The 18,416-nt window shown below is 66.8% G+C and carries 20 protein-coding genes; 9 read left to right on the top strand and 11 right to left on the bottom strand.

Annotated elements, in window-relative coordinates; translation table 11 throughout:
* The first annotated feature begins 173 nt into the window (after positions 1 to 173).
* On the top strand, positions 174 to 629 hold the full coding sequence (locus tag ACYSM9_RS15520) for an SRPBCC family protein (protein ID WP_461857852.1): 456 nt from the start codon (positions 174 to 176) through the stop codon (positions 627 to 629).
* Positions 630 to 712: 83 nt separating this feature from the next.
* On the opposite strand, the gene ACYSM9_RS15515 is transcribed toward ACYSM9_RS15520, so the two are convergent.
* From ACYSM9_RS15515 to ACYSM9_RS15495, 5 genes are all read right to left on the bottom strand, one after another.
* A complete protein-coding gene (locus ACYSM9_RS15515) occupies positions 713 to 1,192 on the bottom strand; it encodes a GNAT family N-acetyltransferase (protein WP_461857851.1) in 480 nt (159 codons plus the stop codon).
* A gap of 37 nt (positions 1,193 to 1,229) precedes the next feature.
* Positions 1,230 to 2,468 carry an NYN domain-containing protein gene (locus ACYSM9_RS15510; RefSeq protein WP_461857850.1) on the bottom strand — a complete coding sequence of 413 codons (1,239 nt, stop codon included), beginning with the start codon at positions 2,466 to 2,468 and terminating at the stop codon, positions 1,230 to 1,232.
* Positions 2,469 to 2,500: 32 nt separating this feature from the next.
* Positions 2,501 to 3,025 carry a flavodoxin domain-containing protein gene (locus ACYSM9_RS15505; protein ID WP_461857849.1) on the bottom strand — a complete coding sequence of 175 codons (525 nt, stop codon included), beginning with the start codon at positions 3,023 to 3,025 and terminating at the stop codon, positions 2,501 to 2,503.
* A 176-nt stretch (positions 3,026 to 3,201) separates the two neighbouring features.
* Positions 3,202 to 4,557, bottom strand: a complete 1,356-nt coding sequence (locus tag ACYSM9_RS15500; RefSeq protein WP_461857848.1) for an MBL fold metallo-hydrolase — start codon at positions 4,555 to 4,557, stop codon at positions 3,202 to 3,204.
* A gap of 6 nt (positions 4,558 to 4,563) precedes the next feature.
* The gene (locus tag ACYSM9_RS15495; protein WP_461857847.1) at positions 4,564 to 4,923 is read right to left on the bottom strand and encodes a VOC family protein; all 360 of its coding nucleotides are present in this window, start codon (positions 4,921 to 4,923) and stop codon (positions 4,564 to 4,566) included.
* Positions 4,924 to 4,969: 46 nt separating this feature from the next.
* On the opposite strand from ACYSM9_RS15495, the gene ACYSM9_RS15490 reads away from it, so the two are divergent.
* Complete coding sequence (locus ACYSM9_RS15490; RefSeq protein ID WP_461857846.1) at positions 4,970 to 5,275, top strand: hypothetical protein; 306 nt, start codon at positions 4,970 to 4,972, stop codon at positions 5,273 to 5,275.
* Positions 5,276 to 5,284: 9 nt separating this feature from the next.
* On the opposite strand, the gene ACYSM9_RS15485 is transcribed toward ACYSM9_RS15490, so the two are convergent.
* From ACYSM9_RS15485 to ACYSM9_RS15470, 4 genes are all read right to left on the bottom strand, one after another.
* On the bottom strand, positions 5,285 to 6,214 hold the full coding sequence (locus tag ACYSM9_RS15485; protein WP_461857845.1) for a beta-keto acid cleavage family enzyme: 930 nt from the start codon (positions 6,212 to 6,214) through the stop codon (positions 5,285 to 5,287).
* Between the two features lie 15 nt (positions 6,215 to 6,229).
* Positions 6,230 to 6,994 (bottom strand): SDR family oxidoreductase, encoded by a 765-nt coding sequence (locus tag ACYSM9_RS15480; RefSeq protein ID WP_461857844.1) that lies wholly within the window; start codon positions 6,992 to 6,994, stop codon positions 6,230 to 6,232.
* Positions 6,995 to 7,018: 24 nt separating this feature from the next.
* Entirely contained in the window at positions 7,019 to 8,353 is a 1,335-nt protein-coding gene (locus tag ACYSM9_RS15475) for an MFS transporter (protein ID WP_461857843.1), read from the bottom strand.
* A 94-nt stretch (positions 8,354 to 8,447) separates the two neighbouring features.
* Complete coding sequence (locus tag ACYSM9_RS15470) at positions 8,448 to 9,500, bottom strand: LacI family DNA-binding transcriptional regulator (RefSeq protein ID WP_461857842.1); 1,053 nt, start codon at positions 9,498 to 9,500, stop codon at positions 8,448 to 8,450.
* A gap of 140 nt (positions 9,501 to 9,640) precedes the next feature.
* Here ACYSM9_RS15470 and ACYSM9_RS15465 point away from each other — a divergent pair, with 140 nt between their 5' ends.
* Together ACYSM9_RS15465 and ACYSM9_RS15460 are read left to right on the top strand one after the other, a co-directional pair.
* Positions 9,641 to 9,955 carry an ArsR/SmtB family transcription factor gene (locus ACYSM9_RS15465; RefSeq protein ID WP_461857841.1) on the top strand — a complete coding sequence of 105 codons (315 nt, stop codon included), beginning with the start codon at positions 9,641 to 9,643 and terminating at the stop codon, positions 9,953 to 9,955.
* Entirely contained in the window at positions 9,952 to 10,359 is a 408-nt protein-coding gene (locus ACYSM9_RS15460; RefSeq protein ID WP_461857840.1) for an SRPBCC family protein, read from the top strand. The genes ACYSM9_RS15465 and ACYSM9_RS15460 overlap by 4 nt, the downstream gene beginning before the upstream one ends.
* Before the next feature lie 87 nt (positions 10,360 to 10,446).
* On the opposite strand, the gene ACYSM9_RS15455 is transcribed toward ACYSM9_RS15460, so the two are convergent.
* Together ACYSM9_RS15455 and ACYSM9_RS15450 are read right to left on the bottom strand one after the other, a co-directional pair.
* Positions 10,447 to 12,210 carry a DUF5671 domain-containing protein gene (locus tag ACYSM9_RS15455; RefSeq protein WP_461857839.1) on the bottom strand — a complete coding sequence of 588 codons (1,764 nt, stop codon included), beginning with the start codon at positions 12,208 to 12,210 and terminating at the stop codon, positions 10,447 to 10,449.
* Positions 12,207 to 12,674, bottom strand: coding sequence for a hypothetical protein (locus ACYSM9_RS15450; RefSeq protein WP_461857838.1), 468 nt, complete (start codon positions 12,672 to 12,674; stop codon positions 12,207 to 12,209). The genes ACYSM9_RS15455 and ACYSM9_RS15450 overlap by 4 nt, the downstream gene beginning before the upstream one ends.
* 162 nt (positions 12,675 to 12,836) lie before the next feature.
* Here ACYSM9_RS15450 and ACYSM9_RS15445 point away from each other — a divergent pair, with 162 nt between their 5' ends.
* The 5 genes from ACYSM9_RS15445 to ACYSM9_RS15425 all read left to right on the top strand — a co-directional run bounded on the left by ACYSM9_RS15445 (position 12,837) and on the right by ACYSM9_RS15425 (position 18,415).
* A complete protein-coding gene (locus ACYSM9_RS15445) occupies positions 12,837 to 13,442 on the top strand; it encodes a helix-turn-helix domain-containing protein (protein ID WP_461857837.1) in 606 nt (201 codons plus the stop codon).
* 162 nt (positions 13,443 to 13,604) lie between these two features.
* Positions 13,605 to 14,936: an MFS transporter gene (locus ACYSM9_RS15440; RefSeq protein ID WP_461857836.1), complete on the top strand. Its 1,332-nt coding sequence runs from the start codon at positions 13,605 to 13,607 to the stop codon at positions 14,934 to 14,936.
* Between the two features lie 10 nt (positions 14,937 to 14,946).
* Positions 14,947 to 16,344, top strand: coding sequence for an FAD-dependent oxidoreductase (locus ACYSM9_RS15435; RefSeq protein ID WP_461857835.1), 1,398 nt, complete (start codon positions 14,947 to 14,949; stop codon positions 16,342 to 16,344).
* Positions 16,341 to 17,612 carry a CaiB/BaiF CoA transferase family protein gene (locus ACYSM9_RS15430; protein ID WP_461857834.1) on the top strand — a complete coding sequence of 424 codons (1,272 nt, stop codon included), beginning with the start codon at positions 16,341 to 16,343 and terminating at the stop codon, positions 17,610 to 17,612. The genes ACYSM9_RS15435 and ACYSM9_RS15430 overlap by 4 nt, the downstream gene beginning before the upstream one ends.
* Positions 17,609 to 18,415, top strand: coding sequence for an enoyl-CoA hydratase-related protein (locus ACYSM9_RS15425; RefSeq protein ID WP_461857833.1), 807 nt, complete (start codon positions 17,609 to 17,611; stop codon positions 18,413 to 18,415). The genes ACYSM9_RS15430 and ACYSM9_RS15425 overlap by 4 nt, the downstream gene beginning before the upstream one ends.
* The last annotated feature ends 1 nt before the right edge of the window (position 18,416 follow it).

Genomic DNA, 18,416 nt, shown 5'->3' with positions numbered 1-18,416 from the left:
TTTTCAAATGAGGCAACGAATCGGACTACGCGGATGTTTTCAATGAGTCAACGCGAGGTCTGGACACGGGTGGCAGCCGGATCTATCGTGCAAAAGTGGCGGCTGCCTGACTGGCAGGAATGGCAAGTGCTGCCAGTCCGCTGTTGCTGCCGCCCATCATAAGGAGGAAGCAGATGGCACGCGTTCAAGAGGTTGAAGAGACCGTTGAAGTCGATGTACCGGTGCGGACCGCGTACAACCAGTGGACCCAGTTCGAATCCTTCCCGCGGTTCATGTCCGGCGTCGAATCGGTCACCCAGCTGACTGACACCACCAACCATTGGGTCACCAACGTGGGCGGCGTCCACCGCGAGTTCGACACCGAGATCGTCGACCAGGCGCCTGACGACCGGATTGCCTGGCGCAGCACCGACGGCAAGTCCCACGCAGGCATCATCAGGTTCACGCCGCTGGATGCCGGCCACACGAAGGTCAAGGTCCACTTTGAATGGGCGCCGGAAACGGCCACGGAAAAGGCCGGCGCGGCACTGAAGATCGACGAGATGCAGGTCAAGGCGGACATGCGGAAGTTCAAGGACTTCATCGAAGCCCGCGGCACCGAAACCGGCGGCTGGCGGGGCGAAGTCTAGCGTCGCGCTGCGAGCCCGTGACGAAAAGGAAGCGTACGACGGCGGGTGCCCACCCGCCGTCGTACGTCTCCTAAGTGCCGGGTTCAGTCCTGCAGCCGCAGCTCCATGAACACGCTGTTGGGGTCCAGGACGTAGCCGCCGAAGGGCGGGCATTCAGTGAAGCCGTGCCTTGCGTACAGCCGCCGGGCAGGAGCGAAATACTCTTCGGTGCCCGTCTCCAGGCAGACGCGCTCAAGGCCGCGGTTCCGGGCGTCGTCGAGGATGTGCCGGAGCATGAGGGTGGCCACGCCGCGGCCCCGCGCCCCTGCCGCGGTGCGCATGGACTTGATCTCGCCGTGCATTGCCGCCCCGGCCGGCCCTTCGAGGAGCTTCAGTGCGCCGCACCCCAAAAGGTTTCCTTGCTCCCGGGCGGTCCAGAACGTGATGGACGGCGCGGACAAGGCGGAGTGGTCCAGGGCGTGGACACTTTCGGCCGGCGAGGTGGCGAACATGTCCGCCAGGTGCTCGCTCAGGAGCCGGTGGACATCGGCGCGTGCGGGATCATCCCGGTCAATGGAAATCATCGCCTCAAATGTACCGGTTGCCCGCTGTGACAGCGGATCAGGTGTCCAGGAGGCCTCCACTGGCCCAGCGCCGCACTGCTTGCTTTTCTGCGGCGTCGAATTCCAGTAAAGCCACGCGGCAGAGTTCTTCAACGTTTTCCGTCCAGGCTGCCGCCAACTCCTCGGCTGTCGCCTGGTCACTGAGCTGGACGTTGGCGTAGGCCAGGCCCTGCAGGACAAAGCTGACGGCACTGCGGGAGACCGGGTGCCCGGCGTTGACGCAATCGTCCCGCACCTGGCGGGACAGTTCGGTCCGGCTGAGGGGTGGATGTTCCCGTAGCCGCTCTGCCATGGCCTGGAAGATTTGCCGGAACTGTGCGGCGGACAGCGCCGGCACGTCCGTCACGCGGGTGACCCGCTCCTCGACGCCCGGTTGTACAGCGGCGGGGACCGGAACATCCTCGAAGGAGAAACGCCTGGAGTCCCAGACCCAGCCGCCCTGGGCCGCGGAATACTCAACGTTCTTGCCGATCTGCGAAACCCACGTCCCGAACTTGCCGAAGCCGCCCCAGTCCGTCTTCAGCGAGGGATCCGCGGTCAGCGCGCGGTGGGCCACCATCGCACCCACCACCGGGCCCGGCGCAGTCCGGACAAACTCCGCCACCTCGCGGATGGCCGGCGAGTGGGTTCTGGCCTTGGCTTGGGCCGCCGCCGCAGCCGCCTGCTGCTCCGGGGAGGCAACAGCGTGCACGGGTTCAGCGGTGGTGCCGTTGAGGATCGCCACGAAATCGTGGGACTCCACCACATGATCCGCCATCTCCCGGTAGGCGAAGGCCACCGCACCGGCCGCGATGACGGTGGTCATGCGGTCAGCCGCGCGGAACCGCTGGATCAGGGAGGTGAAGTCGGCATCGGCCGAGGCAATGAAGAACTCCTCGATACCGCCGCTCCCGGAGAGCGCGTCCATCGCATCGAGCACCAGGTTGATGTCCGTGCTGCTCTTTCCACGTTGAGTCAGGGACGGACAGTCGATCACGCGGAACCCGGCACGGGTCCAGTACGTGCGGTACTTCGAATAGACCATGGGGTTGAGGTAGCAGTTGCGGATCAGGAAACGCCGGGCACCCTCGCCAGATCCGCCGCCGGACAGCGCGTCGGCCCAGTGTTTGGGGTCTTCAGCGAACCGTTTCGCCGCCTGCGGGTCCAGCGCCTGCAGGCCCGTGAAAACGTCGTCGAAATCGACGAACATCGCGGCGCGGATGCCGGGCCGGCGGGAGGGTGTGAGTGCCGCGTTCATTGGGCCACTGTGCCAGCAACACCGGGTACCGGCTACAGCCGCGCCAGGAAGTCCTCCGCGAAGCGCTTCACTCCGTCCCACTCGGTGTACACGTAGTCGCGCGACGTGTCCGTGTCCGCCAGGCCCTTGTCGCCGGCGATCTTCTTCATGACCAGGCGCTTGATGAATCCGTAGTGCGTATACAGCAGCGCGCCGCCGAACAAGCCAACCTGGGCCGGCCGCCAGCCTGTCTCCTGCTCGAACGCCTCGACGTAGTTTTCGGCGTTCTCCGTGTCGCCGTGGGCGGCCATGCTGACGGAGAACAGGGCGGAGGGCAGCCGGTCCAGCACGTCCCGGTTCTTCTGGACGAAGTCCTTGACGTACTCCTCGTGCTTGCCCATGTGGACCGACGCCCCGACCATCACGGCATCGCAGCGCCCCGGTATGGCGTCCCCGGCGTCCTTGATGTCCACGGCGTCAGCCTCGTGGCCGTGCGCGCGGACCACGTCAGCGATGAACTCGGCGATCCGTGCCGTCTGGCCCTCTGTGGTCCCGTAGGGGATGTAGATGCTGGCCATGATGGGCCTCCTCGGGGTGTTCGGATCCGGCCCTCACCACTGTGCCGCGTCCCGCGCGGCGGGCGTAGGGCCCAACGTCCCGGAAAATGGCACTGTCCCTGAAGCGGGCACTGCCCCGGAAGCGGACACTGTCCAGGGCGCACGACGGCGGGCGCCCACCCGCCGTCGTGGGTTCCTCAGCGGTGACGCACCAGCGTGAGTCCGGCCTTCTCCGCGCGGCGGAAGTTCGCGTCGACATGGACGACGTCCCGGCCGGCGCGCTGGAGGAGGCTGGCCGCCACGGCTGAGCGGTAGCCGGAGCCGCAGTGCACCCACAGCCGCCCGGCGGGGAGCTCATCCATCCGCCGCAGCAGCTCATGGATCGGGATGTTCACGGCGCCCTGGATGTGGGACTTTTCAAATTCGTCGGTGCGGCGGACGTCCAGGATGGGATCTCCTTGCGGCCTGTCCAGCACCTCCTGCCAGCCCACGCTGTCGTAGCTGGAGGTGGCCGCCCCGGGCGCCAGCTCTGCCGGCCCGGCACCGATGGCCGCGTCCGGGTTGTCGATGCCGATGCGGGACAGGTCCCGGATGGCGTCCTCCAGGTCCCGGCGTCCGCCCACCAGCGTCAGCTTCTCGTTCCACGGCAGGACCCAGCCCAGGAACGCGGTGAACTTGGTGCCGTCGCCGTACTCGAAGCTGACGCTGCCGCTGAGGTGGTTGCCGGCGAAGGCGATGCGGTTCCGCAGGTCCACCACCCATTCGCCCCGTTCCAGCCGGGACACCAGCTCCTCTCCGCCCACCGAATCCGGCAGTTCCAGGTCCGGCGCCGTGGGTCCGGCCAGGTTGATGGGCGCCATGTGGGCGTAGTAGGAGGGGTAGGCCGTGAGGTTGTGGATGAGCTCACGGACAAAGTGTTCCTCGTCGGGGTCCGTCAGGGCGTGGTTCTCCGCCAGCTGCTCGCCGATGGTGGAGGACTCCACAGCGCTGGCAGGGCCGGACGAGCAGAAGGAACCGAAGCCGTGGGTGGGGTAGAGCCCGGCCTCCCCGTGCGCCACTTCCGCGAGGCGCCGTACCGAGGCGTACTGGTGGTGGGTGAGCGGTACGGTGTCCTCCTCGCTGACCAGGTCGGTGCGGCCCACCGAGCCGTAAAGCAGGCTGCCGCCCGAGAACACCGCCTGCCGCGCGCCGTCGGTGATGATGTAGGAGAGATGGTGGTGGGTGTGCCCCGGGGTGGCCACCGCCTTGAGGACCATCCGTCCCACCTGGATCGTGTCGCCGTCGGAGATCGGCTGGCGCTGGTAGGGGACGTCGTCCTCGGCGTTGACCAGGTAGGCGGCGTTGTGGTCCCTGGCCAGCTGCAGGCCGCCGGTGACGTAGTCGTTGTGGATGTGTGTTTCCGCCACGTGGGTAATCCGCACGCCGGCTTCCGCCACGGCTTTGTCCACCCGGTCCGTGTCCCGCTGCGGGTCGATGACGACTCCCACCTCGCCGTCATGGACCAGGTAGGTGCGGTCGCCCAGCTGGGGCGTCTCGATGGTGACGACTTCCATTTGGTTCTACTCAGGGCCCTTGTCGATGACGCAGAACCGGTTGCCGTCCGGATCCTCCAGGACGATGAAGTCGGGATCGTCCGGGTACAGGTCCCAGTCCACGCGCTTGGCACCCACTGACAGCAGCCGTTCCACCTCGGCGGCCTGATCGTCCGCGTACAGGTCCAAGTGGATGCGCGGGTAGGCCTGGACCGGGGTTTCGCTCAGCATGAGGGACAGGTGGGCTCCGGGGCCCGACGCCGGCGCAAGGGTCACCCACGTGTCGTCACCGGGCTCGCGGGGCACGTAGCCGAGGGCGGCGTGCCAGAAGGCGGTGGCGGCGGCGACGTCGTTGACGCCGAGGACAATCGTTCCGATGGTCAACATCCGCCCAGCCTAATCCGGCTGCCGCGGCCCGGCTAGACTCGCACCCATGGGGGAGAACAACACACCTGACCAACGCCCGCCGTCCAGACGCGCCAACGTCCGCGCCGCCGTCGTGCCTTTGCTGGGCCTCGCCGCGGTGCTGGCCGGGGCGCTGATCGCGTGGAGCAACAGGGAGGCATATTTCACTCTGATCCACGCGCCGCTGGGCAACACCCCCGTCAAAACCATCGGCGGGGACTTCGTGACAGAGGGGGCGCAGGCCGGCATCGCCATTGCCGTCGCCGGCCTGCTGCTGGTCGCGTTCTGGGCGGGCCACAGGGCAGGCCGGCGCGGCGCGGCGTCCGAAGGCTGACCGGGCGGGTCAGAAGCCGACGTGCTCCTTGCCCTTCAGCTGGAGTATCTCGCGGGCCTCGTCCGGGGTGGCGACGTCAAAGTTAAGCGCCTCCAGGATGGTCCGGATGCGGGTGACTTGCTCGGCGTTGGTCTTGGCCAGCTGGCCCGGACCAATCCACAGGGAGTCCTCCAGCCCAACGCGCACATGTGATCCCATGGCGGCGCCGATGGTCGCGAGCGGAATCTGGTTCCTGCCCGCACCCAGGATGGACCACTCGTACTGGTCGCCGAGCAGCCGGTCCGCTGTCCGGCGCATGTGCATCAGGTCCTCTGGATGGGCGCCGATGCCGCCCAGCAGGCCGAAGACCGACTGGACGAAGAGGGGACCTCGTGCGAGGCCACGGGAATGGAAATGCGCCAAGTTGTTCAGGTGCGAGATGTCGTAGCACTCGAACTCGAACCGCGTTCCGTTGTCGTTGCCGATCCCCAGGATGGTCTCAATATCCTGGAAGGTGTTCTTGAAGACGAGGTCCCGGCTTTTCTCCAGGTTCTCCCGCTCCCACTCGTGCTCGAAGTCCTGGAAACGCTCCAGCATGGGGTAGAGGCCAAAGTTCATCGACCCCATGTTCAGCGATGCCAGTTCCGGCTTGAAGATCGAGGCGGGCTGCATGCGTTCTTCGACGGTCATGTGGGGTGAACCGCCGGTGGTGATGTTGATGACGGCGTCGGTGTTGGCCTTGAGCTTTTCCAGGATTGGCGCGAAGTGCTCCGGATCCTGCGAGGGGCGGCCGTCGCGGGGGTCGCGGGCGTGCATGTGGACGATCGCCGCACCGGCCTCGGCGGCCCCGATGGCTGCGTCGGCGATTTCCTCCGCGGACACCGGGAGGTAAGGGGACATGGACGGGGTGTGGATGGCGCCCGTGACGGCGCTCGTGATGATGACTTTTCGCTGTGCCATATTGTCTGTCCTTGCCTAGTAGAGCTTTTCAGTGTTGCCGTCCACCGCGAGCACCTGGCCATTAACGTTCCGGGCCATGCTGCTGGCGGAGAAGGCCGCCATGTTCGCGATGTCTTCGGCGGTGACCATGCGCTGCATCGAGGACTGCTTGTTGTAGACCGCGGCAATTTCTTCCGCGGGCTTGCCGAGCATGTCCGCCTTCGCCGCGATGACTGCCTGGATCCGCGGCCCGTCCACCGCCCCGGGGCAAATCGCGTTGGCCCGTATCCCCTCGGGGCCAAGTTCGATGGCCAGTGTTTTGGTGAAGCCGACCACTGCCCATTTCGACGCGGAATAGGCGCTTCGGCCGGCCATGCCCAGCCTGCCCGCGGCGGAGGACAGGTTGACGATGGCAGGCTCGGTCCCCTGGCGGAGCATGCCCAGTGCGTGCTTTACGCAGTAGAACTGGCCGTGGATGTTGACGTCGAAGGTCCTGGTCCATGACCCGCTGTCCAGGGAATCCACCGGTCCGGTTGGCCCTGCTATCCCGGCGTTGTTCACCAGGACGTCCAGGCCGCCGAGTTCCGTGCGGACGGCGGCCATTAGTCTTTTGACGTCCTCCTCGTTGGAGGCATCCGAGATGCTTGCCTTGAAGCCGTACTTCCGGGCCGCCTCCACTGCGCGGGCGTCGATGTCGGTCACATACACACTGGCGCCCAGTTCCTTGAATTTAGTGGCGATCGCCAGCCCGATCCCGTTGGCACCGGCCGTGACCAGTACTCTCTTACCGGAAAAATCCATGCTCATCTCCTGCCTCGGGTTTGGCTAGTTGGCCGGGACGGCCATGGCGTCGGATTCCGACTTCTGCTCATCGAGTTCGCCGTACTTCAGGAAGAAGGACAGGAACGCGCCAACGGCACACACCGCGACGACGAACCAGAGGCCGGAGAGCTTGCTGCCGGTGGCGTCCTGCATGTAGCCCATGACGTACGGGCCGAGGAAGCCGCCGAAAAGGCCGATGGTGTTCACGAAGGCGATGCCGCCAGCCAGGGTGGAACCGCTCAGCCGGCTTGCCGGGAACGTAAACAGGATCGGCTGCATCGCAAAGAAGCAGAACGCGCCGAGGCAGAAGCCGATGAGGCCTATGACCGGACCGGCGACGGCACCCAGGATGAAACCTGCGCAAATGCCGATCATGGTGGTGCTGACGAGCTTGCGGGCCTTGGTGCCGGTGGTCGCATGCCGGGGGATGAAGAAGGACCCCAGGGCTGCGAAGATCCACGGAATCGCGGTCAGCAGGCCAATCTGGAATGAGGACAGCTTGCCGTACGTCCCAATGATGGAAGGCAGGAAGAACGACAGGGCGTAGACGGCGATCTGTTCGCTCAGATAGATGCCTACTACCAGGAGGATCTGCTTGTCCTTCCAGACGCCCGCCATCCGGTGCGTCCCCGAAGCGGCAGCACCGGCGGCGTCCTCCGCGGCAATCCGGGCTTCGAGGGCAGTTGCTTCCTCATGGGTGAGGAACTTCGCCTGCGTGGGCCGGTCCGGCAGCATCCTCCACACGACGATGGCCAGGAAGCACGCCGGGAGCCCTTCGATCAGGAACATCCACTGCCAGCCGTGCAGGCCGCCGATGCCTTCCATGTTCAGCAGGGCTCCGCCGAGCGGAGCGCCCAGGATATTGGCGAAGGAGACTCCCAGGAGGAAGAGGCCGTTGGCTTTGGCCCGGTCCTTCCGCACGAACCATTGCGTCAGGAAGTACATGATTCCGGGGAACAGGCCGGCTTCGGCGATACCCAGCAGCATGCGCATGATGTAGAAGGACCACTCGTTCTGCACGAACATCATGGCGGCGGAAATCAGGCCCCAGGAGACCATGATCCGGGTGATCCAGAAGCGCGCCCCGACCTTGTGCATGATGAGGTTGGAGGGTATTTCGGAAAGCGCATAGGTCAGGAAAAATAAGCCGGCACCGACGCCGTACGCCGTCGCCGAAATGCCAAGGTCGACTTCCAGCCGCTCTTTGGCGATGCCGATGTTCGTCCTGTCCAGGAAGCTCATGATGTAGGCGATGATGAGCAGGGGCATGAGTTTGCGCAGGATGAGGCTGCTGATTTCCTGCGGCGATCGCATCGCCGTTTTGCTGGGATTGGGCATGGCTTTCCTCAGGTTCGGGCGGCAAAAGGGCGCACGGCGCCAGTACCACCGGGGATTGGGTGCGTAGAAAGGGCTGTAGGGGTATGGAAATGGTCTAGAGGGTCGCGGCAGGCTTGCAGCCGCAGGTCCTGCCGATGTGGAGCTGGTGTGCACAGACGAGTGACTGGTAGAGGGTCGATGGTGTTTCCATCCGTTTGAGGAGGATGGCGAAGGCTTCGTTTGCCATTTCCTGCTGCGGTTGGATGATGGTGGTCAGGTTGATAAGGCCGGAAATGCTGTGCGGGAGCCCGTCGGATCCGGTCACGGCAACGTCCTCAGGGATGCGAAGGCCCCGGGAGAGGGCATACTCCATGACGCCGATGGCTATCTCGTCGCTTCCGCAGACCACAGCGCGCGGCCCGTCCTTCGACGCGAAAAGCCGGGCCGCGGCCGCACGGCCGCCCGTGTTGTTCAGGTGCGTGCTGATCTTCCATCCGCTGGGGATGCTGACGCCCGCTTTCGACGCGGTTTGGATGAAGCCCTGTTCCCGGGCAAGAGACGCACTGGACAGCCAGGGTCCGATCACGGTGGCAACGTCCCTGTACCCGTGGGCGAGGATGTGTTCCATGATCAGCGAGGCGGCAGCGACGTCGTCGATTCCGACGAAGTCTCCCTCCAAGTACGTGGACCGCCTGGACAGGTAAACGAACGGTATCCTCGCCGTCCGCAGGATCCGCAGCGCCGTGGCATCCTTCCTGAAAGCCGCTGCGAGGATCACCCCATCCACGTTGCGTGTGGCCAACGTGGACGTAATTTGGCCAAGCGTGTCGGCATCATCCTGGGTTGTTGCTGTGAAGACTTCGTACCCCGCGTCCGCGGCGGCGGTGATGACGCCCTGCGCCCAGCGGGTGTACATGGGGTTGACGATGTTGGGCAGCACCAGACCGATGACCCGGGTCCGTTGGGGGTCGAGGACAGGTCCGCCTGTACGGGGACGGAAGCCGAGTTCGTTGGCCACCGACAAGACGTGGCGGCGCGTTTCGGGTGAGACGCCGGTCTTGCCGTTCATGACGTAGGACACGGTGGCAGCTGAGACTCCCGCTGCCCGGGCCACCGAAGCGGCGGACACGAACCCGGTGGTCTTCCGTGTTGCCAGTGACGTATCCACTGCTCCCACCTCCTTTGGTGGCCGTACCGTTTTGTGAACACCGTCACCTTATGAAGCCTTAAATGCTTAAGCAACGTTAAGTAGATCCGCTTGACGACGCCTCCTTGATATGTCGGAAATTTCCGACCTATACTTCAGGGGTGCTTCCCGATGCCTTCGCCGCCGTGTCCAATCCGGCGCGGCGCACCATCCTGGACGAACTCCGTGCAGGACCGCGAACGGCCGGTGAACTTACGGGCCTGCTGGACCTCAGCCGGCCCGCGGCCTCCGAACACCTTGCTGTGCTCAGGGAGGCCGGCCTGGTCCGGGAGGAACGGCGGGGCAGGAACCGGGTGTACCACCTCCAGCCTGCCGGCCTGGCCGAGGTCGGCGGGTGGGTGAAGCACTTCGAGCATTACTGGAACCAGCGGCTGGATGCCCTGGCAGACCTTCTGGACGAGGAGAAACCGTCATGACCGAGAACGCCATCCGGCTCGAGCGCCGCTTCCCGCACCCCGCACCCGCTGTCTGGGCCGCGCTGACGACGCCCGAACTGCTGGCCCGCTGGTGGGCGCCGGGCGACATCGCACCCGTTGCCGGCCACCGCTTCACCATGGACATGGGCGCCTGGGGCCAGCAGCAGTGCGAGGTCCTCACCGTGGACCCCGGCACATCAATCAGCTTTCTCTTTTCCGAGGGCATGCTGGACACCACCATCACCTGGCGGCTGGAGTCCGTGGACGGCGGGACCGTGCTTCACCACGAACACGCCGGCTTCCGCCTGGACACCCCCATGGGACGGCAGGCCATCGAGGGCATGGGCAACGGCTGGCCCGGGCTGCTGGAACGGATCGACGGCGTCCTCGCCGGAGTCTCCTGACGCCCCGCCATCCCGCGAGGTGGCAGATCACGGCAATGTTGAGGCCTGCGACTGCCGCGAGGTGCCATCTCGCGGAGGGAGGTCCGGCTAGCGGCTGCGCTCGCCGCCCGCCAGCGGGATGACGTCCGCCTGCGCATCGGGCCCGAGGACCACCAGGAGGTGCCGTGCCGCAGCGCCCGCCGTGGCAGCCTGGTCCACCGCAGCTGCCACCCGCCGGATCACGTCCGCAACCGGTTCCGCCGCGCCTGCAGGAGCCGCGCCGCCTGGTGCCGCGCCTGCCGCCGCACCAGGCGCCGCCCCGCCGTCGTCCGCCCGCCACCACGCCGTCACTTTCGCCCCGCCAACCGCCTCAGCGACGCCCCGCACCAGCGCTTCGGAGTCCGCAACATTCGCCGGCCGCGGGCAAACCAGCGTGATCCGCTCGATCACCCGCCTGCCGGCAGGCGCCTCTGCCGCCAGCAGCGCGCGGTCGTGCCGCCACAGCGCAAAGTGGTACCCGGCGACGAGCCCGGCGGCCACCAGCAGCCCCAGCGGCGCCCGGATCCGATCCACCACGCTGCCGCCGGAGACGTCGCCCAGAAGGAACTCGAAGAGCCGGTAGCCGATCACCAGCAGCGAAATGAGCGCCACCACCGCACTGACGCCGAAGAACGCCACCAGGTACACCCGCCGGCCGGGTGGAATGCCGGCGGCGGTCCGCGGCTGGTGCAGCGGCTTCCAGGACAGCCACCACACGGGGCCGCCCACCGCGAGGGAGCTGATGCCGCCCAGCAGCAGGGTCCGCGTGCCACCGCCGGCCAGCGGCGACACGGCGGCCGCCAGCAGTGCGTTGACCACCACGCCCACACCCGATGCCGCCGCAGCCAGGGCGACGGCGGACGTCACCAGGAGGCTGGCGCGCCTGGTCCTGGCGGAGCGTGCAACGGAGAGCGTGCGGTGGTAGCGCCACACCAAAGCGCCGATGAGGGCCGCCGATATGGCAGGCGCCAGTGGTTCCAGCAGCAGGTTCTGCGGGTCGCTGCGGTCGAAGGCCAGCCGCAGGAGCACAAACAGCGCCACGCCCAGGCCGCCCAATGCCGCCAGGCCCGCAACGAAGATGCCGACAGCGATGACCGTGGCGTCAACCAGGCCGGTCTGGAAGCGGCGGCCGCCTTCCCGGAACCAGTGCCACCACCACACCACGGCTCCGCCGGCCGCCCACACCAGCGACCGCAGCACCGGGTACCACCACGGCTCAGTGGCGGCGGTCAGCGGGAAGCCCCGGATGGCGACGTCCAGCAGTGCGCTGAGGGCGGCGATCGCGACGCCCGCGCCGACGAGCAGGCCGAAGACCGACCCGACGACGGCGCGCACGTCCTCAAGGTGGGACGACGGCTTGAGGGGGTGCTTCCACATCCACCGGTGCCACAGCCAGATGCCGGCCCAGACCAGGCCGTTGGCCAGTGGCGACGCCCATGCGGTCTTCCCGTTGCCGATGAGGGAGGAAAGAAGATCCAGGAACGAGGTGGTGTAAAGGATCAGCGAAAATGCGTACATCGCTGTCAGGTAGAAACCCCACCCGGCGGCGGTCCGCTCCGACGCGTCGTCCAGCCGCCGCCACACAAACCACCACAGCAGCAGAGCCAGCGGGCCGCCGATCAGGGTGAAGGCCAGCGACAGTGCCAGCCCTGCCACACCGCCGGACACCAGGACCGAGGCTGACGTGAACAGCCGTTCCAGCAGGCCGCTGAGGCCGGAGGCGGCGATGACCACCAGGGCGAACAGCAGCACGTACAGGATCAGGCGGCGCAGGGACGCCAGGGTTCCGCCGGCGGGCGCTGCCGGGGGAGTGGTGGCCACGGGCGATGTCATTGCTTCACCGGTATTCCCGTGCAGGACATCAGCGGGTACGGGGCCTGGTCGATCATCCATCGTCCCTTCACCTTGATCAGTGAGAAGGCGTCCTCCGACTCATACTCTGACGAACCGAACGGGCCGCCCTGGGAGGTCTGGACCAGCGAGACCCGCACCGTGGCGGTATCGGTGCGCTCCGTCGTCGAAATCAGCACCACGCGCGTCGGCCGGGGCGCGCCCGGGTAGGAACCGCGGCAGGTGGTGCGCGCGGCGTCGGTGAGGTGGGAATCCGCCGTTGCCGTGTCGCCGTCGATCACCGCGGCGCTGTACCGCTGGACCACGCCCGCCGGGCTGGATTCGTCCAGTGGCGCCGGGCCGCCGCGGGAGAAGACGACGGCGAGTGCCACGGCCACCAGCACCACCACGACGCCGACAATCGCCAGCAGGATCCGGTCCGGTTTGCGTGCGGGCTGTTCGTCCATGCCGCAAGTATGCAGGGAAGGGCTGTGCCTTGACCTGTGTCTTTGGGCCCGACTTCACACGGCCAGGAAGAAGATTCTTCACGATAGTTAAGAAAATCCGTTGACGGGCGCGATTTCTTCACTATAGTTATGTGAGTTAGCTCACCCAGTGAAAGACAATCGATGACCACCGAGAGTAGCACCACCGCCCCGCCGGCCACCAGCGAACTGCTGGCCACCGTCGGCAACAAGGTGCGGAGCATGCGCAAGGAAAAGGGCATGACCCTCGCCAAGCTCTCGGAGATCACCGGACTCAGCCAGGCAATCGTCAGCCAGATCGAGCGCGGCATGGCCAATCCGTCCTTCACTACACTGGCCCAGCTGGCCCATGGACTGGACATCCCCGTCGGGAGGTTCTTCATCGGCCAGGACCAATCCAGATCCCCCGTCGTCCGGAAATCCGAACGGCGCAACCTGAAGAACGTCACCCGCGAATCCGTGGGGGAGGCAGTCCATGAACTGCTGACCCCGGACCGCGACGGCACCATCGAAGCGCAATGGATCAGCACGCCCCCGGGCCATGACACCAGCGCAACACCCTTCACCCACAGCGGGGAGGAGTTCTGCTTCATCATCTCGGGCCGCAAGGACGTCTACCTGGACGGCGTTTGCTACAGCCTGGAGGAGGGCGACTCCATCACGTACTCCTCGGAGATCCCGCACTGGTACAAGAACAGCTACGAAGAGGTATGCGTAGCCGTCTGGGTCAACGCACCACACGCGTTATAGGCGATCCGGTCCCCGCCGGAACCCGCGTTGACCCCTAACTGTCCGGACACACCCCGTGGCCGCCGACACTCCTTGCCACCTTCGCATCACGCGCCTGACCCATCAGGCGCTGCTGCGTCATACCCTCCCACGCCCTCCGGGCGTGAGCGTAAGGACATCCCCATGCTCGACATGCAAGCGACGGACAACGCAGTCCCGTCTCCGCGTTCCACCACCTCATCCCCCCGCAACCGCGAAAGGTTCAGCCCCGAAGTCCGCAAGGGCCTGCTGGGCCTTGGCCTGGGCAACGCCCTGGAATGGTACGACTGGATGGTCTTCGGCCTCCTGTCCGCCTTCATCGGACCCAACTTCTTCCCCAACGATGAACCCCTCTCGGCCACGCTGAACGCCCTGGCCGTGTTCGCCGTCGGCTTCGCCTTCCGGCCGCTGGGCGGCATCCTGCTGGGAACGCTCGCGGACCGCATCGGCCGGCGCCGCGTGATGCTGTTGTCCATCATGCTAATGGCCGGCACCACCCTGGTCATCGCCATCACCCCCAGCTACGCCACCATCGGACCCTGGGCCGGCATCATCCTGCTGGCCTGCCGCGTCCTGCAGGGCATCTCCACCGGCATCGAAGCCCCGCTGTCCACCTCCCACGCGGTGGAACTGGCCCCCGCCGGCCGCGAAGGCTACGTGGCCGGCATCATGTCCTTCTACGTCAACATCGGCATCCTGCTGGCATCCCTGGTCAGCTTCGTCTGCAGCCTGACCATCGGCGGCGCGGCCATGGGGGAGTGGGGCTGGCGCGTCCCGTTCATCATCGGCGCCCTCTTCGGCTTCGTGGTGCTCTACCTGCGCCGCTCCCTGCCGGAAACCCTGAAGGAAGAGGAACGTGCCACCAGCACGGCGAAGACCGTCTGGTCCGGCGTGGGCAAGCACTGGCTCTCCGTCCTGGCGATCATCTTCGTGGTGGGCGCGGCCCAGGCCTACAACTACGCCTGGAACGTGGGCCTGCCCAGCGCTGCCCGCAGCGGCTTCAAGGAAGACCCCACCGCCGTCTTCGCCCTCACCACCGTCCTGGGCATCATCCTGGTGGCGGGCAGCTGGATCATCGGCAAGCTGGCCGATGGCCGGTCCATGTCCCGCTGGTTCCTGGTCACCCGGATCCTGGCCATCCCGTCCGTCTTCCTGATGCTCCTGTACGTCCAGCCCGGCATTGGCGGCTTCGCGGCGGTCCTGCTCGGCGGCTCGATCGTCCTGGTCCTGAACATGACCCTCTACAACGTGGTCAGTTCCTCCCTGATGCCCAAGAACATCCGCGGCACCGGCGTGGCCCTGGGCTACGGCATCGGCGTCGCCGTCTTCGGCGGCACCGCCTCCTACCTCCTGGTCTGGCTGCAGTCCCTCAACCTCACCTGGGTCTTCCCGGTCTACGTGGCCGCCCTGTCCATCCTCAGCATCGTTTTCTACCTCGCCGCCCGCCGCTCCAACGGCATCTTCGTCGGCAAGTAAGGACCCCTCCATGAACAACACGCCTCCCTTCACTGCGCCCAAAAACGGGTCCCTGGACCTGAGAACCACGACCGCGGACCTCACCGCACCGGTGATCTCCCGTTCCAATGTCCTGGTGGTGGGCGGTGGCCCCGCGGGCGTCGCCGCCGCCGTCACCGCCGCCCGCTCCGGCGCCAAAGTCACCCTCCTGGAACGCTACTCATCCCTGGGCGGCCTGGCCTCCGGCGGCATGGTGCTGGTCCTGGACGACATGATCAACGGCCAGGACATCACCGTTACCGGCATCGTCTCCGAATACGTGGAACGCCTTCAGAAGCTGGGCCTTGCGATCGTCCCGCCCGCCGAGGACCGCCGCACCTCCGAGGAACTCTGGAACAAATGGGGCCGCTACGGCACCTTCGACTTCCACTCCCACACCAACCCCAAGCCCATCTGCTACGCCGCAGCCTTCGACCCCGACGGCTGGAAGCGGGTCTCCAACGACCTGGTCCGCGAAGCCGGCGTGGACCTGCGCCTGCACTCCTGGTTCTCCCGCCCCATCGTGGACAACGGCGTGATCAAGGGCGTGGTCTGTGAAACCAAGCTTGGGCCGCAGGCGTTCATGGCGGACGTGGTCATCGACACCACCGGCGACATCGACGTTGCCTCCCGCGCCGGCGCCAGCTACGCCAAGGACAACTACCTCACCACCCTGGTGTTCCGCCTGGGCAATGTGGACACCGCCGCCGCCGAAGCCTTCGAGCAGGCCAACCCCAGGGAAGCCCGCGCCATCAACCGCAAGATCAAGCGCCTGCTCGGCGGAGCCTGGGAACTGTGGTGGCTCAAGACCCCCATCGACGGCGTGGTCTGGTGCAACGCCCCGCACATGACCGGCTTCGACGGCGTCGACCCCGCGGACATGACCGCCGCCGAGTTCGCCGCCCGGGACAGGATCTCCGAGGCCGTGGAGTACGTCCGCGCCAACCTCCCCGGCTTCGAAAAGTGCTACATGCTGGACGTCGCCTCCCAGATGGGTGTCCGGCAGACCCGCCTGCTGAAGGGCGAATACGTCATGACCAAGGACGATGTCACCCAGCGCCGGCACTTCCAGGACAGCGTGGCCCGCGGCCGCGACTACTACTACCCCTACCGTTCGCTGCTGCCCAAGGAAGTGGACCAGCTGCTCGTCGCCGGCCGCCACTACTCCGCCACCCCCGAGGCGCAGAAAATGTCTCGCGAAATCCCGCCCTGCATGGCCATGGGCCAGGCCGTCGGCGTCGCCGCCGCGCTCGCCGTCGAATCCGGCGTGCTGGTCCGCGACGTGGCGGCAGCGGACATCCAGCAGGGCATGCGCCGGCACGGCGCTGACCCCGGCGATGTCCCGTCGTCGAACGCCACCCTGGACGCCGACGCGGCGGTGCCGGCATGAGCACCGTGATCCTGGACCAGACAGAAGAACGTACGACGGCGGCACGCGCCGAAGCGGCGCCCCTCGCCGGAGGTGCGCGGCCGGCAATCCCGCTGCCGCTGGACGGCATCAAGGTGGTGGACTTCACCCAGGTGTTCATGGGCCCGTCCTGCACCCAGCTGCTGGGGGACTACGGGGCGGACATCATCAAAGTGGAACGCCCGGGCGCGGGGGACATCTCCCGCAATTCCTTCCCGGACAAGGACGGCCAGGACAACCCGATCTTCCTGTCCATCAACCGCAACAAGCGCAGCGTCTCCATCGACACCCGCACCGAGGAAGGCCGCAACGTCCTGCACGCCATCATGGCCGATGCGGACGTGGTGGTCAGCAACTTCCGCTCCGGCGTGATGGAGCGCATGGGTTTCGGCTACGAGGAAATCACGAAGGAGAACCCCGGCATCATCTGGGCCTCGGGCACCGGCTTCGGCCCGGTGGGACCCTACTCGCACAAGGGCGGCCAGGACGCCATCGCCCAGGCGTACTCCGGCGTGATGTGGCGGCGCGAATCCGACGACCAGAAGCCGGGCATCTACCCCACCACCCTCTGCGACTACATCACCGGCATGCACCTGATGCAGGGCATCCTGCTGGCGCTGCGCACCCGGGAAACCTCCGGCATCGGCCAGAAGGTGGAGGTGACCATGTACGACTCCATGCTGCACCTGCAGATGCAGGAGGCCTGCATGCAGCTCAACCGCGGCTACGAGGTCAACTGGGGCGCCATGCCGCTGAGCGGCGTCTTCGAAACCACCGACGGCGCCGTCTGCATGGTGGGCGGCTTCACGCCGGACCCGCTGGCACGCATCTCCGAGGCCCTCGGCCTGGATGAGGACCTCCCCCAGCGCCCGGAGTTCGCCACCCTGGAGCAGCAGTTCAAGCACAAGCCCGCGCTCCAGGCCATCTTCCGCGAACGGTTCGCCGCGGACACCACCGAATACTGGACAGGGAAGCTCGAGGAACACGGGCTCCTCAACGCCCCGGTCCACACGCTGGAACAGGCGCTCGCGGACGCCCAGACCGAGGCCAACGGCATGATCGTGGAAGCCGACCACCCGGGCGTGGGCACCGTGAAAATGCTCAACGCCCCCATCCGGCTCTCCGCCACCCCGCCCCGCATCCGCCGCGTGGCACCGCGGCTGGGCGAGCACAACGTGGAGGTCCTGCTGGAAAACGGCTTTGATCCGGAAACGATCGAACGCCTGCAGCAGCTGGGGGTCCTGCGGTGAGCGTCTCCACGGAAGAGAAGGTGGACCAGGTCACCCTGACCGTCACCGGTGGCGTCGCAACCGTGACCATCGACAGGCAGCACGTCCTGAACGCGGTGGACGGCGCCGCGCAGGACCGGCTCAACGCCATCTGGGACCAGCTGGAGGCTGACCCGGACGTGCGCGCCGTTGTCATCACTGGGGCAGGCCCGCGTGCCTTTTGCGTGGGCGCCGACATGTCCGCGGCCGCCGTGGACAAGACCGGCCTGGAGTACTGGGCCGGCCTGGACCCCAACGGGTTCGGCGGCCTGAGCCTGCGCACCACCCTGGACCTTCCCGTGATCGCCAGGGTCAACGGCTATGCCCTGGGCGGCGGGATGGAAATCGTGCTGGGCGCCGACATCGTGGTGGCAGCGGACAGCGCAAAGTTCGGGCTGACGGAGCCCCGGGTTGGGCGTTTGGCGCTCGACGGCGGAATCCACCAGCTGGTGCGGCGGGTCCCCTACACCCAGGCGATGGGCATGCTGCTCACCGGCCGGAAGGCCGGCGCCGCGGAGATGCAGGCCATGGGCCTGGTCAACGAGGTGGTGCCGGCGGAGGAGCTCGACGCCGCCGTGCAGCGCTGGCTGGACCAGATCCTCGCCTGCGCCCCCACCTCGGTCCGGGCCGTCAAGCAGATGGTCGCCCGGACCGGGCACCTGGCGGCCGCCGAAGCGCGCGGCCTCCGGCTGCCCGCCCTCATGGCCGCCCTGGACAGCGAGGATTCCGCCGAAGGCGTCCGCGCTTTCCAGGAAAAGCGCCCGCCGGTGTGGCCCGGGCGCTGAC

It is taken from the genome of Arthrobacter sp. C152 (assembly GCF_054890965.1).
Note: the sequence above shows the minus strand (reverse complement) of the source record. Positions and strands in the feature narration are given on the sequence as shown.

Coding starts and splice junctions, on each gene's coding strand:
- ACYSM9_RS15520 (WP_461857852.1), top strand. CDS start 174: ATGGCACGCGTTCAAGAGGTTGAAGAGACCGTTGAAGTCGATGTACCG.
- ACYSM9_RS15515 (WP_461857851.1), bottom strand. CDS start 1,192: ATGATTTCCATTGACCGGGATGATCCCGCACGCGCCGATGTCCACCGG.
- ACYSM9_RS15510 (WP_461857850.1), bottom strand. CDS start 2,468: ATGAACGCGGCACTCACACCCTCCCGCCGGCCCGGCATCCGCGCCGCG.
- ACYSM9_RS15505 (WP_461857849.1), bottom strand. CDS start 3,025: ATGGCCAGCATCTACATCCCCTACGGGACCACAGAGGGCCAGACGGCA.
- ACYSM9_RS15500 (WP_461857848.1), bottom strand. CDS start 4,557: ATGGAAGTCGTCACCATCGAGACGCCCCAGCTGGGCGACCGCACCTAC.
- ACYSM9_RS15495 (WP_461857847.1), bottom strand. CDS start 4,923: ATGTTGACCATCGGAACGATTGTCCTCGGCGTCAACGACGTCGCCGCC.
- ACYSM9_RS15490 (WP_461857846.1), top strand. CDS start 4,970: ATGGGGGAGAACAACACACCTGACCAACGCCCGCCGTCCAGACGCGCC.
- ACYSM9_RS15485 (WP_461857845.1), bottom strand. CDS start 6,214: ATGGCACAGCGAAAAGTCATCATCACGAGCGCCGTCACGGGCGCCATC.
- ACYSM9_RS15480 (WP_461857844.1), bottom strand. CDS start 6,994: ATGGATTTTTCCGGTAAGAGAGTACTGGTCACGGCCGGTGCCAACGGG.
- ACYSM9_RS15475 (WP_461857843.1), bottom strand. CDS start 8,353: ATGCCCAATCCCAGCAAAACGGCGATGCGATCGCCGCAGGAAATCAGC.
- ACYSM9_RS15460 (WP_461857840.1), top strand. CDS start 9,952: ATGACCGAGAACGCCATCCGGCTCGAGCGCCGCTTCCCGCACCCCGCA.
- ACYSM9_RS15455 (WP_461857839.1), bottom strand. CDS start 12,210: ATGACATCGCCCGTGGCCACCACTCCCCCGGCAGCGCCCGCCGGCGGA.
- ACYSM9_RS15450 (WP_461857838.1), bottom strand. CDS start 12,674: ATGGACGAACAGCCCGCACGCAAACCGGACCGGATCCTGCTGGCGATT.
- ACYSM9_RS15445 (WP_461857837.1), top strand. CDS start 12,837: ATGACCACCGAGAGTAGCACCACCGCCCCGCCGGCCACCAGCGAACTG.
- ACYSM9_RS15440 (WP_461857836.1), top strand. CDS start 13,605: ATGCTCGACATGCAAGCGACGGACAACGCAGTCCCGTCTCCGCGTTCC.
- ACYSM9_RS15435 (WP_461857835.1), top strand. CDS start 14,947: ATGAACAACACGCCTCCCTTCACTGCGCCCAAAAACGGGTCCCTGGAC.
- ACYSM9_RS15430 (WP_461857834.1), top strand. CDS start 16,341: ATGAGCACCGTGATCCTGGACCAGACAGAAGAACGTACGACGGCGGCA.